At 65.8% G+C, this 13167-nt stretch carries 13 protein-coding genes; 10 read left to right on the top strand and 3 right to left on the bottom strand.

The window, feature by feature from the left end; genetic code table 11:
• Window positions 1–176: 176 nt before the first annotated feature.
• A complete protein-coding gene (gene coaBC / locus KXJ60_RS20825) occupies window positions 177–1403 on the bottom strand; it encodes a bifunctional phosphopantothenoylcysteine decarboxylase/phosphopantothenate--cysteine ligase CoaBC (protein ID WP_291132100.1) in 1227 nt (408 codons plus the stop codon).
• A 120-nt stretch (window positions 1404–1523) separates the two neighbouring features.
• Here coaBC and KXJ60_RS20820 point away from each other — a divergent pair, with 120 nt between their 5' ends.
• The 5 genes from KXJ60_RS20820 to KXJ60_RS20800 are packed head-to-tail and all read left to right on the top strand — an operon-like array spanning window position 1524 to window position 6136.
• Entirely contained in the window at window positions 1524–3197 is a 1674-nt protein-coding gene (locus KXJ60_RS20820; RefSeq protein ID WP_291132099.1) for a CTP synthase, read from the top strand.
• Between the two features lie 23 nt (window positions 3198–3220).
• Window positions 3221–4078 (top strand): 3-deoxy-8-phosphooctulonate synthase, encoded by an 858-nt coding sequence (gene kdsA, locus KXJ60_RS20815; protein WP_291132098.1) that lies wholly within the window; start codon window positions 3221–3223, stop codon window positions 4076–4078.
• 38 nt (window positions 4079–4116) lie between these two features.
• Entirely contained in the window at window positions 4117–5403 is a 1287-nt protein-coding gene (gene eno, locus KXJ60_RS20810) for a phosphopyruvate hydratase (RefSeq protein WP_291132097.1), read from the top strand.
• A gap of 2 nt (window positions 5404–5405) precedes the next feature.
• Entirely contained in the window at window positions 5406–5690 is a 285-nt protein-coding gene (gene ftsB, locus KXJ60_RS20805) for a cell division protein FtsB (protein WP_291132095.1), read from the top strand.
• A gap of 5 nt (window positions 5691–5695) precedes the next feature.
• On the top strand, window positions 5696–6136 hold the full coding sequence (locus tag KXJ60_RS20800) for a hypothetical protein (RefSeq protein ID WP_291132094.1): 441 nt from the start codon (window positions 5696–5698) through the stop codon (window positions 6134–6136).
• A 3-nt stretch (window positions 6137–6139) separates the two neighbouring features.
• On the opposite strand, the gene KXJ60_RS20795 is transcribed toward KXJ60_RS20800, so the two are convergent.
• Both KXJ60_RS20795 and KXJ60_RS20790 read right to left on the bottom strand, forming a co-directional pair.
• Window positions 6140–7117 (bottom strand): Hsp33 family molecular chaperone HslO, encoded by a 978-nt coding sequence (locus KXJ60_RS20795; RefSeq protein WP_291132092.1) that lies wholly within the window; start codon window positions 7115–7117, stop codon window positions 6140–6142.
• Window positions 7118–7167: 50 nt separating this feature from the next.
• Entirely contained in the window at window positions 7168–7692 is a 525-nt protein-coding gene (locus KXJ60_RS20790; protein ID WP_291132090.1) for a gamma carbonic anhydrase family protein, read from the bottom strand.
• 38 nt (window positions 7693–7730) lie between these two features.
• Between KXJ60_RS20790 and KXJ60_RS20785 the strand changes: the two genes are divergently transcribed.
• From KXJ60_RS20785 to KXJ60_RS20765, 5 genes are all read left to right on the top strand, one after another.
• Window positions 7731–8573 (top strand): ferritin-like domain-containing protein, encoded by an 843-nt coding sequence (locus KXJ60_RS20785; RefSeq protein ID WP_291132088.1) that lies wholly within the window; start codon window positions 7731–7733, stop codon window positions 8571–8573.
• A gap of 200 nt (window positions 8574–8773) precedes the next feature.
• A complete protein-coding gene (locus KXJ60_RS20780) occupies window positions 8774–9802 on the top strand; it encodes a histidine kinase dimerization/phosphoacceptor domain -containing protein (protein ID WP_291132086.1) in 1029 nt (342 codons plus the stop codon).
• Window positions 9799–11286, top strand: coding sequence for an ATP-binding protein (locus KXJ60_RS20775; protein WP_291132084.1), 1488 nt, complete (start codon window positions 9799–9801; stop codon window positions 11284–11286). Before KXJ60_RS20780 ends, KXJ60_RS20775 begins: the two co-directional genes overlap by 4 nt.
• Window positions 11287–11332: 46 nt before the next feature.
• A complete protein-coding gene (gene dbpA, locus KXJ60_RS20770) occupies window positions 11333–12727 on the top strand; it encodes an ATP-dependent RNA helicase DbpA (RefSeq protein ID WP_291132083.1) in 1395 nt (464 codons plus the stop codon).
• A gap of 35 nt (window positions 12728–12762) precedes the next feature.
• A partial coding sequence (locus tag KXJ60_RS20765) for a DEAD/DEAH box helicase (protein WP_291132082.1) occupies window positions 12763–13167 on the top strand: 405 nt, incomplete at its 3' end.

Genomic DNA, 13167 nt, shown 5'->3' with positions numbered 1-13167 from the left:
GGCCTGATATTTGCTTTCCCAGCAGATGCCAATGGGGAGACCGTCCACACGCCCGTGGAAGCGGCTTTGTCAAGCCCCGTCAATCACGCGTGTTGCCACGCAAAAGCGCCGTCTTGAAGGCTGGGCAACCCGCCTGGCTGTCGCGTTTGCGACACAAAATACAAAGGCGAAGGAGGTCAGCCCCGCAGCCTGCGGGCGATCTCTGCCACCAGCTGGCGCGCCAGCACCAGCTTGGACGCACGCGGCAGCTCGCTCATGCCTTTGTCGTCCACCAGCAGCAGCGCGTTGTCGTCCTGCCCAAAGGTGGCGGGGCCGATGTTGCCCACCAGCAGGGGCACGCCCTTGCGCACCCGCTTGGCCTGGGCGTGCTCCTCCAGGTCGTGGCTTTCGGCGGCAAAACCCACGCAGTAGAGCTCGCCGCTCCTGGCGCGCGGCGACGCCGCAATGCCGGCCAGGATGTCCGGGTTCTCGACGAACGACAACGTGGGCACCTGCCCGGAGCCGTCCTTCTTGATCTTGTGTTCCACCGCCTGCGCCGGGCGCCAGTCGGCCACCGCCGCCGCTGAAACAAACACCGTGGCGTTGGCCACCAGCAGTTCCAGGCTCTTCTGCATGTTCAGCGCCGACTTCACATTCACACGCCCCACCCCGCGCGGCGTGGGCAAGCCCACCGGGCCGGCCACCAGCGTGACCTGGGCACCCGCCTCATGCGCGGCCCGCGCAATGGCAAAGCCCATCTTGCCGCTGGAGAGGTTGGTGAGGCCGCGCACCGGGTCGATGGCTTCGAAGGTGGGGCCGGCACTCACCAGCACATGTTGACCGGCCAGCACCTTCGGCTGGAAGAAGCGCGCAATGTCGTACAGCAGCTCTTCAGGCTCGAGCATGCGGCCGTCGCCCGTTTCGCCGCAGGCCTGGTCACCAGCGCCCACGTCGAGCACGGTCGCGCCGTCGTCGCGCAGCTGCGCCACGTTGCGCTGGGTGGCCGGGTGCGCCCACATCTCGCGGTTCATGGCCGGCGCGAGGATGAGCGGCACACGGTCCAGGGGGCGCGCCAGGCACATCAGGCTCAGCAGGTCGTCCGCGCGCCCGTGCACGAGCTTGGCCATGAAATCGGCGCTGGCCGGGGCGACCACGATGGCATCGGCCTCGCGACTGAGGTTGATGTGGGGCATGTTGTTGTCCACGCCACCCGAGGTGCGCGAATCCCACTGCGAGGTGAACACCGGCCGGCCCGAGAGCGCCTGCAGCGTGACCGCGGTGGCAAACTGCTCGGCCGCCTCGGTCATGACCACCTGCACGGTGGCACCGCCGTTGACGAGCGCGCGGCACAGCTCGGCAGCCTTGTAGCAGGCGATGCCTCCCGAGAGGCCCAGGACGATGTGTTTTCCAGCGAGGTCGTTCATGGGCGCAATGTAGCAGCCGACTCTGGCGGCCCCTGCCACAGCCACGGAAAAGGGCGGCGAAAAGGGCGGCCTTTATAATCGCCATTTCCACCTCCTGCGAGCAACCGGCTCGCCCGAGACATGACCAAATTTGTGTTCGTCACCGGCGGTGTGGTGTCCTCCCTGGGCAAGGGCATTGCCTCCGCATCACTGGCCGCACTCCTCGAGTCCCGCGGCCTCAAAGTCACCCTCATCAAGCTCGACCCGTACATCAACGTGGACCCGGGCACCATGTCACCGTTCCAGCACGGTGAGGTGTTCGTCACCGACGACGGCGCCGAAACCGACCTGGATCTGGGGCATTACGAGCGTTTCATCGAAACGCGGATGAAGAAAACCAACAACTTCACCACCGGCAAGATCTACCAGTCGGTGCTGGAGAAGGAGCGCCGGGGTGACTACCTCGGCAAGACCGTGCAGGTCATCCCGCACGTCACCAACGAAATCCAGGAATTCATCCAGCGCGGCGCCGGCATCGGCACGCCCGATGCGGTGGACGTGGCCATCGTGGAAATCGGCGGCACCGTGGGCGACATCGAGTCCCTGCCGTTCCTCGAAGCCGTGCGCCAGATGAGCCTGCGCATGGGCCCGAACAACTCGGCCTTCGTGCACCTGAGCTACGTGCCCTGGATCGCCGCGGCCGGCGAGCTGAAAACCAAGCCCACGCAGCACACCGCCAAGGAACTGCGCGCCATCGGCATCCAGGCCGACGCGCTGCTGTGCCGCGCGGACCGCCCGATCCCCGACGACGAACGCGCCAAGATTTCGCTGTTCTCCAACGTCCCCGAATGGGGCGTGATCTCCATGTGGGACGTGGACACCATCTACAAGGTGCCCCGCATGCTGCACGAGCAGGGGCTCGACGGCCTTATCTGCGACAAGCTGCGCATCAATACGCCGCCGGCCAAGCTCAAGCGCTGGGACGATCTGGTCTACGAGGTCGAGCACCCGCAGAACACCGTGAAGATCGCCATGGTCGGCAAGTACGTGGACCTGTCGGACAGCTACAAATCGCTCAACGAAGCCCTGCGCCACGCGGGCATGAAGAGCCACGCCAAGGTCCAGATCGACTACATCGACTCCGAGACCATTCACGCCGGCAACGTGGCCAAAACGCTGGGGGCGTTCGACGCCATCCTGGTGCCTGGCGGCTTTGGCAAGCGCGGCATTGAGGGCAAGATTTGCGCGGCCCGCTACGCGCGTGAGCACAAGGTGCCCTACCTCGGCATCTGCCTGGGCATGCAGGTCGCCACCATCGAGTACGCGCGGCATGTCGCCGGCCTGAAAGACGCCAACAGCACCGAGTTCGAGCCCGACACGCCACACCCGGTGATCGCCCTGATCACCGAGTGGAAAGACGCCGACGGCAGCATCCAGCAGCGCAGCGCCAGCTCCGACCTGGGTGGCACCATGCGCCTGGGCTCGCAGAGCTCCGACGTGGCCGCCGGCACCCTGGCACACCAGATCTACGGCCCGGTGGTCACCGAACGCCACCGCCACCGCTACGAAGCCAACGTGCACTACCTCGACCAGTTGCGTGCAGCGGGCCTCGTGATCTCCGCCCTGACGCAGCGTGAGCAGCTCACCGAAATGGTCGAACTGCCGCAGCAGGTGCACCCCTGGTATGTGGGCGTGCAGTTCCACCCCGAGTTCAAGTCCACGCCGTGGGACGGGCATCCGCTGTTCAACGCATACGTCAAGGCGGCGCTGGCGCATCAGGCCCTGCCTGCCGCCAAAAAGCCCGTGGCCGCCTGACCACCCCACCGGAAGCCGACCCCATGAAACTCTGCAACTTCGACATCGGCCTGGACCGGCCCTTCTTCCTGATCGCCGGCCCCTGCGTGATCGAGTCCGAGCAGTTGCAGATGGATGTGGCCGGGCAGCTGAAGGACATCACCTCCAGCCTTGGCATCCCCTTCATTTTCAAGAGCAGCTTCGATAAGGCCAACCGCAGCAGCGGCACCAGCTACCGCGGCCCCGGCCGCGACAAGGGCCTGGAGATCCTCGCCAAGGTCAGGCGCGAGCTCGGCGTGCCGGTGCTCACCGACGTGCACAGCGAAGACGACATCGCCGATGCCGCCCAGGTGTGCGACGTGCTGCAGACACCCGCCTTCCTGTGCCGCCAGACCGACTTCATCCGCGCCGTGGCCCAGAGCGGCAAGCCGGTGAACATCAAGAAGGGCCAGTTTCTCGCGCCGCACGACATGAAGAACGTGATCGACAAGGCGCGTGCGGCGGCAAAGGAAGCCGGCCTGAGCGAAGACCGCTTCATGGCCTGCGAGCGCGGTGCCAGTTTTGGCTACAACAACCTCGTCTCCGACATGCGCGGCCTGGCCATCATGCGGGAGACCGGCGCGCCCGTGGTGTTCGACGCCACGCACAGCGTGCAGTTGCCCGGCGGGCAAGGCACCAGCAGCGGCGGCCAGCGCGAGATGGTGCCGGTGCTGGCGCGCGCCGCTGTGGCGGTGGGCGTGGCGGGGCTTTTCATGGAAACCCACCCCGATCCCGCCAAAGCCCTGAGCGACGGCCCGAACGCCGTGCCGCTCAAGCACATGAAGGCGCTGCTGGAAACGCTGCTCGCGCTGGATGCCGTGACCAAGAAGAATGGCTTCCTCGAAGACCACTTCAACGCCTGATTTCCCCATTTTGTTTTTGACCCAAAGGTAGTGAATCCATGAGTGCAATCGTTGACATCGTTGGCCGCGAAATCCTCGACAGCCGAGGCAACCCCACCGTCGAATGCGACGTGCTGCTGGAGTCTGGTGTGATGGGCCGTGCGGCTGTTCCTTCGGGCGCTTCCACCGGCTCGCGCGAAGCCATCGAGCTGCGCGACGGTGACAAGAGCCGTTACCTGGGCAAAGGGGTGCTCAAGGCGGTGGAAAACATCAACACCGAGATCAGCGAAGCCGTGCTGGGCCTGGACGCCTCCGAGCAGGCTTTCCTGGACAAGACCCTCATCGACCTCGACGGCACCGACAACAAGGGCCGACTGGGCGCCAACGCCATGCTGGCCGTTTCCATGGCCGTGGCCCGGGCCGCCGCCGAAGAAGCCGGCCTGCCGCTGTACCGCTACTTCGGTGGCATGAGCGCGGTGCAAATGCCCGTGCCGATGATGAACATCATCAACGGCGGCGCGCACGCCAACAATTCGCTCGACCTCCAGGAACTGATGATCATCCCCGTGGGCGCACCGTCGTTCCGCGAAGCCCTGCGCTGGGGTGCCGAGGTGTTTCACGCCCTCAAGGCCATCCTGCACGACAAGCACATCAGCACCGCCGTGGGCGACGAAGGTGGTTTTGCCCCGTCCGTGGAAAACCACGAAGCTGCGCTGCAGATGATCCTGCAGGCCATCGACAAGGCCGGCTACACCGCAGGCGAACAGATCGCGCTGGGACTGGACTGCGCTGCCAGCGAATTCTTCAAGGATGGCAAGTACGTGCTCGAAGGCGAAGGCGGCATGGCACTGACGGCCGAACAGTGGACCGACATGCTCGCCACCTGGTGCGACAAGTACCCCATCATCAGCATCGAAGACGGCATGGCCGAAGGCGACTGGGATGGCTGGAAGGTGCTCACCGAGCGCCTGGGCAAGAAAGTGCAGCTGGTGGGCGACGACCTCTTCGTCACCAACACCAAGATCCTCAAGGAAGGCATCGAGAAAAGCATCGGCAACTCGATCCTGATCAAGATCAACCAGATCGGCACGCTCACCGAAACCTTCGCCGCCATCGAAATGGCCAAGCGCGCGGGCTACACGGCCGTCATCAGCCACCGTTCGGGCGAAACCGAAGACAGCACCATTTCCGACATCGCCGTGGGCACCAACGCCGGCCAGATCAAGACCGGTTCGCTCTCGCGCTCGGACCGCATGGCCAAGTACAACCAGCTGCTGCGCATCGAAGAAGACCTGGGCGACGTGGCCGTGTATCCTGGCCGTGATGCGTTCTACAACCTGAAGTGACCATGGCACGCCGCCTCATCCCTGCCCTGCTGGTTGCACTGCTGTTTGTGGTGCACGCGCAGCTGTGGTTTGGGCGGGGCAGCGTGCCCAAGGTGGCGAGCATGAAGCAGCAGCTCGCCACCCAGGACCAGGCCAACCGCGATGCGCAACTGCGCAACGACCAGCTGGTCAGCGAGGTCCGTGACCTCCAGGAAGGCCAGGACATGGTGGAGGAGCTCGCCCGCCAGGAGCTCGGCATGGTCAAGCCCAACGAAATCTTCGTGCAGATCGCGCAGAACAAGCGCTGACGGGGATGGCGGCTATCACGGTGGCGCTGCTCGGTGGCGAGTCCAGCGGCAAGACCCAGTTGGCCGGCGCGCTGCATCAGGCGCTGGCCTTGCTTGCACCCGGCGTGGCAGTGGTGATCGACCACACCGCAACAAGGTCCGAGGAATGCCGCCATGACCTCACCCTGCTCCTGGCCCCGAATCCGTCCGACAACCCCGCTGACGCGGCCACCGACGCGCAGCTTCGCAGTGCATTGCTACAGGCTGGCGTCGCGTTCCAGGTCGTGCATGGCCAAGATGCTGTGCGTGTGCAACAGGCGCTGCGCGCCATCGGAAATCAGATAGGGCGCTCACTGGTCAACGAAGACCCGGCTCTGGCCGAGGGCCGCGGCCGATGGAGCTGCGACAACTGCAGCGACCCGGACTGCGAACACCGACTCTTCACCGGCCTGCTCGCTCGCCCCTGAGCCTCAGTGCTTCTGGTCGCTCGCGGGGGCTTGCTGCGTGGGCGCCAGAAACACCTGCGCGGCATCGACCGGGTCAAACTGGTACTGCGCACCGCAGAACTCGCAACCCACCTCCACCTGCCCCTGTTCGGCCAGGATGGACTCCACCTCGTCGCGGCCCAGGCTGCGCAGCATGCTGCCCACACGCTCGCGCGAGCAGGTGCAGGCAAAACGCGGGCCGTGCTCGCCCGTGAGGGGCTCAAAACGGCGCACGTCTTCTTCCCAGAACAGGCGGCGCAGGATGGTGTCGGCGTCCAGGGTCAGCAACTCCTCGCGCTTGAGGCTGGAAGCGAGGATCGCAATGCGGTTGTAGTCCTCGTTCACACCAATCTGGTCTTCATCGCGCGCGCCCGACTGGCCCGCCAGGTTGCCGCTGCCCTGCAGGGGCAGGCGCTGGATCAGCAGGCCAGCGGCCATCTTGTCGTCGGCCGCGAGCACCAGCCGCGTGTCGAGCTGCTCGCTCTGCAGCATGTAGTGCTCGATCACCTCGCTGAGCTTTTCCAGCTTTTCGTGCTGGTCGCCAAACAGTGGCACCACGCCCTGGTACGGCTGCTGGCCTGGCAGGCGGTCCTTCGGGTCGAGCGTGATGGCGCAACGGCCCTGGTTCGTGACGTTGACCATGTGCGAAAGCGGAGCGTCTTGCGCCACCTCGCCCACCACCGTGGCGGTGGCGCGCAGGCTCAGGTCGGGCTGGACCTCGGCCACGGCCAGCTTCACCGGGCCGTCGCCCATGATCTGCATGATGAGCGCGCCGTTGAACTTGATGTTGGCCTGCATCAGCGTGGCCGCCGCGGTCATTTCGCCCAGCAGTTCCGTCACGGCCGTGGGGTAACCGCCGCCCTCGCGGTGGCGCTGCAGGATCTCCTGCCAGGCGTCGGTGAGGCGCACGAGCATGCCGCGCACCGGCAGGCCTTCAAAGACGAATTTGTGGAGTTCGGACACGCAGCAACTTTCAGGATCGGGTCAAAAGGGCGAAACGCAACACATCGGGCTCAACCGATCTTTTTCAAGCCCTGGCGGTAGCGCTGCGCGTTCTCGATGTAGTGCACCGCACTCCTGCGCAAGCCCTCGATCTGCTCGGGCGTCAGCGTCTTCATCACCCGCGCCGGGCTGCCGATGATCATGCTGCCATCCGGGAACTCCTTGCCCTCGGTCACCAGCGCCCCGGCGCCCACGAGGCAATGCTTGCCGATCTTCGCGCCGTTGAGCACCCTGGCCCCGATGCCGATGAGCGATTCGTCGCCGATCGTGCAGCCGTGCAGCATCACCTGATGGCCCACGGTCACATGCTTGCCCACCGTCAGGGGGAAACCATGGTCGGCGTGCATCACGCTGCCGTCCTGGATGTTGCTGCCCTCGCCCACCGTGATGGTCTCGGTATCGCCGCGCAGCACCGCGCCAAACCACACGCTGCTGTTCGCCTCCAGCACCACATTGCCCATCACCTGTGCGCTGTCGGCCACCCAGGCCGATTCCGCCGCGCGCGGTGCAACACCATCGAGTTCGTACATTGCCATGCCGGTGGCCTCCATGCTTGAAACCTAGAATTGTAGGGATGCAAGCCCCCGCGCCCCTGTCACCGCCGTCCCTGCCCTCGCTGCGCGCACAGGCCTTGCACGCACTGGCCCTCACCGATCCCGCGCAGAAGGTGGCCGCCACCCACGCGCTGTTCGAAGCCTGGGAAAGTGGCCGGGTGCTTCTGGACCCCACCGAGCCACTGGCGCCGCCGCAACAAGCACTGCCTGGTCGGCCAGCGCAACCCGTGCTCATGCCCCCGAAGGAAGTGCCGCAGCGCTCGCCCTTCACGCCGCCGGGCCTGGCCATGCTGCTGCACGCGGTGACGCATATCGAGTTCAACGCCATCAACCTCGCGCTGGACGCGGTGTGGCGTTTCCCCGGCATGCCCGAGGACTACTACACCGACTGGCTGCGCGTGGCCCACGAGGAAGCGATTCACTTTGGCCTGCTGCGCACGCACCTGCAAAGCCTGGGCCACGACTACGGCGACTTCCCCGCTCACAACAGCCTGTGGGAAATGTGCGTGAGGACGCAGGACGACGTCACCGCACGCATGGCGCTCGTGCCCCGCACCATGGAAGCCCGCGGGCTGGACGCCACACCGCCCATGCAGGCCCGACTGCGCAAGGTGGGCACGCCCGCCGCACAACGCGCGGTGGAGATCCTCGACGTCATCCTGCGCGACGAGATCGGCCACGTGGCGGTGGGCAACCGCTGGTATGGCTGGCTCTGCGAAAAGCACGGTTTCGAGCCGCTGTCGCACTACCGCCAGCTCGCACGCGCGCACAGCGCACCGCGCCTCAAACCGCCGTTCAACGATGCGGCGCGGCGGGCTGCGGGCTTCAGTGCGGCCGAGCTGGCCGCGCTGCTGGTGCCGTGAAGCGCGGCACCGCGCGGCGCGCAGGAGCACACGCGCTGCTACTTTGGGCCTCACTTTCAGCGCGCAGACGCCGCGACATCCCCCAGTGTGGGGAGCGATGGCGCGACGCAATGCACCAATAGGTACCCAGCCGTCGGGAACGGCGCTGTGGCGGTAAATAGGCATGGTCATGAACAGCGTGCAGGCCTACGATGCGATGCATGGCGGAGCAGAGGATCGGACTGAACGAGTACCTGGGACAAGCGTTTGACCGCATCCCGGTGGCCATGGTCGTTGTCAACCAGAAGGGCGAGATCACGCGACTGAACCAGCTGGCGGAAACCACCTTCGGCTACACCAGCAGCGAGCTGATCGGCCAGCAGGTCGAAGTGCTCATTCCTTCGCGGTATCGGCCCGCGCACCCCGGCTACCGCCAGGGCTTCCTGGCCGAGACCAATGCCCGCCCCATGGGTGCCGGCCGCGACCTGAGCGGCTTGCGCAAGGATGGCAGCGAATTCCCGGTGGAGATCGGCATCAACCCGGTGCAGACGGGCGAGGGCCCGATGATTCTTTCGGTGATCCTGGATCTGAGCGAGCGCAAGCAAAGCGAGAAGCGCATCCAGGACGCCTTGCAGCAAAAAGACCTGCTGCTGCGCGAAGTGCATCACCGCGTGAAGAACAACCTTCAGGTGATCCACAGCCTGCTGGACCTGCAGGCGCTCAAGAGCAAGGACAGCGAGCTCGTGGACATGTTGCGCGACAGCCAGAACCGCGTGCGCTCCATGTCGCTGATCCACCAGACGTTGTACCAGTCGCAGAATTTTGCGCAGGTGGATTTCCAGCGTTTTCTCGGCGAGCTCCTGCCGCGGCTCACCGAGGCCTATGGCTCCCTGTCGAACCAGGTGCGCATCGTCATCAACGCGCACGACGTGAAGTTGCCGATCAACGAGGCCATTCCGTGCGGCCTGATCGTGAATGAACTGGTGAGCAACGCGCTCAAGCACGGTTTCCCAGCCCACCAGGCGGGCCAGGTGGAGGTGGACATTCGGGAAGTTGAGGGCAACTGGATCGAGCTGTCCATCAGCGATGACGGCCAAGGCATCCCGGACGATCTGGACCTGGCGCGCACTGATTCGCTTGGCCTGCAGCTGGTCAACCTGCTCACGCAGCAGCTGCACGGCCAGCTCGAGATCCAGCGGGCCAAACCCACCCGCTTTTCGCTGCGGTTCCAACTGGACACAGCCTCATGAAAAACCCCGCCAGAATCCTGATCGTCGAGGACGAGAGCATCGTGGCCTTCAACCTGCAGCAGCGGTTGTCGCAACTGGGTTACGACGTGCCCCACGTCGCGGTCTCCGGCCAGCAGAGCCTGGACTTCGTCTCCCGCTCGCGGCCCGATCTGGTGCTGATGGACATCCACATCGAGGGGGACATGGACGGTATCGAGGTGGCCTCCCGGCTCAACGAAGACAGCGCGGTGCCCGTGATCTACCTCACCGCGTATTCCGAAGACTCCACGCTCGAACGTGCTCGAAAAACGAGACCGTATGGCTACCTGATCAAGCCCTTTTCCGAACGGGAACTTCACGCCACCATCCAGATGGCGCTGGAGCGTCGGGAAGTGGAGGTGGCGCTTGTGGAAAACCGGCGACTTCTGCAGCAGGCGCTGGATGCGGCCAGCCTGGGCATCCTGGAGCTTGATGCCCCGACAGGCACCATGAGCATCAACCTGCGCTCGGGCGAATTGCTCGACCGCACCACGCGCCAACCGCTGACGCTCGACGACTTCCTGGCGGGCGTCGACACGCGAGATCGCGACGCAGTGGCAGCGCATTTCGCCTCGACCCTGTCGTCGCTGCAGCAATTCAGCGAAGAGTTCCGCCTGACGGGCGATCAATCGCCGCAGCGGTGGATCAAGATCGATGGATGCGCCGTGGAGGGTCAACGCATCAGCGGCGTGTTGCAAGACATTTCCGAGCGAAAGCATGTCGAGATCCGCCTGCGAAGACTCAATGAAGAACTGGAGACACGGGTCTCCGAACGCACCAACGAGTTGCGAGAGAGCCTCAAGGAGCTCGAGACCTTCAGCTACTCGGTGGCGCACGACCTGCGCTCTCCCATTCGGGCCATCGCGGGTCTCAGTTCCGCCTTGCTGGAGGACCACAGGCTGCAACTGGGTGAAGCGGGCACGCAGCTCATCGCGCGCATTGCCGCCAAGAGCACCCAGATGGGCAACCTGATCGATGCCCTGCTCAACCTCTCCCGGCTCTCGAAGATCGCTCCTGAAATGTCCGACGTGAACCTCAGCGGTATCGCGGCGGAAATCATCGAACAACAAATGGAAGCCGAGCCAAACCGGGTGGCCAACATTTACATCGCACCGGACCTGAGGGCCCATGGCGACCCGGTGCTCGTGCGCAGCGTCCTCGACAACCTGCTGCGCAACGCCTGGAAGTTCTGCGCCAGGCGGGAAGTGACGCGCATCGAGGTGGGCCGCGAACAGCGTGACGGGCAAGACGTGTTCTTCGTGCGCGACAACGGCTGCGGTTTCGACATGACCCAGGCCGATCAGCTGTTCAGCCCGTTCCGGCGCCTGCACAGCGACGCCGAGTTCAAGGGCACCGGCATCGGCCTGAGCATCGTTCAGCGGATTGCGGCGCGTCATGGCGGCCGGGTATGGGTGCATGCCGCGCCCGACAAGGGCGCCACCTTCTACTTCACCCTCTCGGCGTGAACCCGCACGCAGGCGCCGGGTACAGCACCGGCGCCGATAATCGGGGATGACTTCCGCATCCCCCACCGCCTTCAACACCCTGCCCCTTTCGCCAGCCATGCTGGCCAACCTGGAGCAGCTGGGCTACACAGCCATGACGCCGATCCAGGCGGCTGCCCTGCCCCCCGCCCTGCTGGGCAAAGACATCATTGCGCAGGCCAAGACCGGCAGCGGCAAGACCGCCGCTTTCGCCCTCACCCTGCTCACCAACCTGAACCCGCGCCGCTTTGCCGTGCAGACGCTGGTGCTGTGCCCCACGCGCGAGCTGGCCGATCAGGTCACCACGGAAATCCGCCGCCTTGCGCGCGCCGAAGACAACATCAAGGTCGTCACGCTGTGCGGCGGCGTGCCCTTGCGCGGGCAACTGGCCACGCTGGAGCACGGCGCGCACATCGTGGTGGGCACGCCCGGGCGGATCATGGACCACCTGGAACGCGGCAGCCTGCAGCTCGACGCCATGAACACGCTGGTGCTCGACGAGGCCGACCGCATGCTCGACATGGGCTTCTTCGACGACATCGTGACCGTCGCCCGGCAGTGCCCAAAGACGCGCCAGACCCTGCTGTTTTCCGCCACCTACCCTGAGGGCATTGCCAAGCTGAGCGCGCAGTTCATGCGCGAGCCGGTCACGGTCAAGGTGGAGGCCCAGCATGCGGGCGCGCAGATCGAGCAGCGCTGGTACGAGGTGAGCGAGACCGAGCGGCTGGACGCGGTCAGCAAGGTGCTCGCGCACTTTCGCCCGGCCAGCACGCTCGCGTTCTGCAACACCAAGGCGCAGTGCCGCGATCTGGTGGCCGTGCTGCAGGCGCAGGGCATCAGCGCGCTGGCCCTGTTTGGCGAGCTGGAGCAGCGCGAGCGCGACCAGGTGCTGGTGCGCTTTGCCAATCGCAGCTGCTCGGTTCTCGTGGCCACCGACGTGGCCGCGCGCGGGCTCGACATTGCGAGCCTGGCCGCCGTGATCAACGTGGACGTGACGCCCGACCCCGAGGTGCACATCCACCGCATCGGTCGCACCGGGCGCGCAGGCGAAAGCGGTCTGGCGCTGAACCTGGCCAGTCTGGACGAGATGGGCAGCGTGGGCAAGATCGAACACCTGCAGGGCCGCGAGTCCGCATGGCACCCGCTGGGCGAACTCCAGCCCACCGGACAGGGGCCGCTGGTGCCGCCCATGGTCACGCTGCACATCCAGGGCGGGCGCAAGGAAAAGATCCGCCCGGGCGATGTGCTGGGCGCGCTCACCGCCGACCTGGGCTACACCCGCGAGCAGGTGGGCAAGATCAACGTGAACGAGTGGTCGACCTATGTGGCGGTGGACCGCGACATTGCCCAGCAAGCCGCCAGCCGGCTCAACGCCGGGCGCATCAAGGGCAAGAGCGTGAAGGTGCGGGTGCTCGAAGACTGAGCGCCGCCACCCTCCACCCATACGAGCAGCCGATCGTGACTTCAGGCGCGCAAGCCGTCACCGCCCGCGAGGCGGATGCCGCGCTGCTCCAGTGGTTTGAGCACCAGGGCTGGCGACCGGCGGCTTTTCAGCGCCAGGTGTGGCGCCACTGGCTGCGGGGCGAGTCGGGTCTGCTCGTCACACCCACCGGCAGCGGCAAGACCCTCGCGGCCTTTGGCGGTGCGTTGCTCGAAGGCCTTCGTGAACAGGGCGCCGGCACAGACGGCAAGGGCCGGCCAGCGGCGGCTTCGCGGTTGCGCGTGCTGTGGGTCACGCCCCTGCGCGCGCTGGCCACCGACACCACCCACGCGCTCACGGCGGCCATCGACGCGCTCGGTCTGCCCTGGACAGTGGCCAAGCGCACCGGCGACGCCACCTCGCGCGACCGGCGCCTGGCCCGC

The sequence above is a fragment of the Hydrogenophaga sp. genome, assembly GCF_019264445.1.
In the GTDB taxonomy this organism is placed as follows: domain Bacteria; phylum Pseudomonadota; class Gammaproteobacteria; order Burkholderiales; family Burkholderiaceae_C; genus Hydrogenophaga.
The sequence above is the reverse complement of the archived record's forward strand: the minus strand, read 5'-3'. Positions and strand labels throughout refer to the sequence as shown.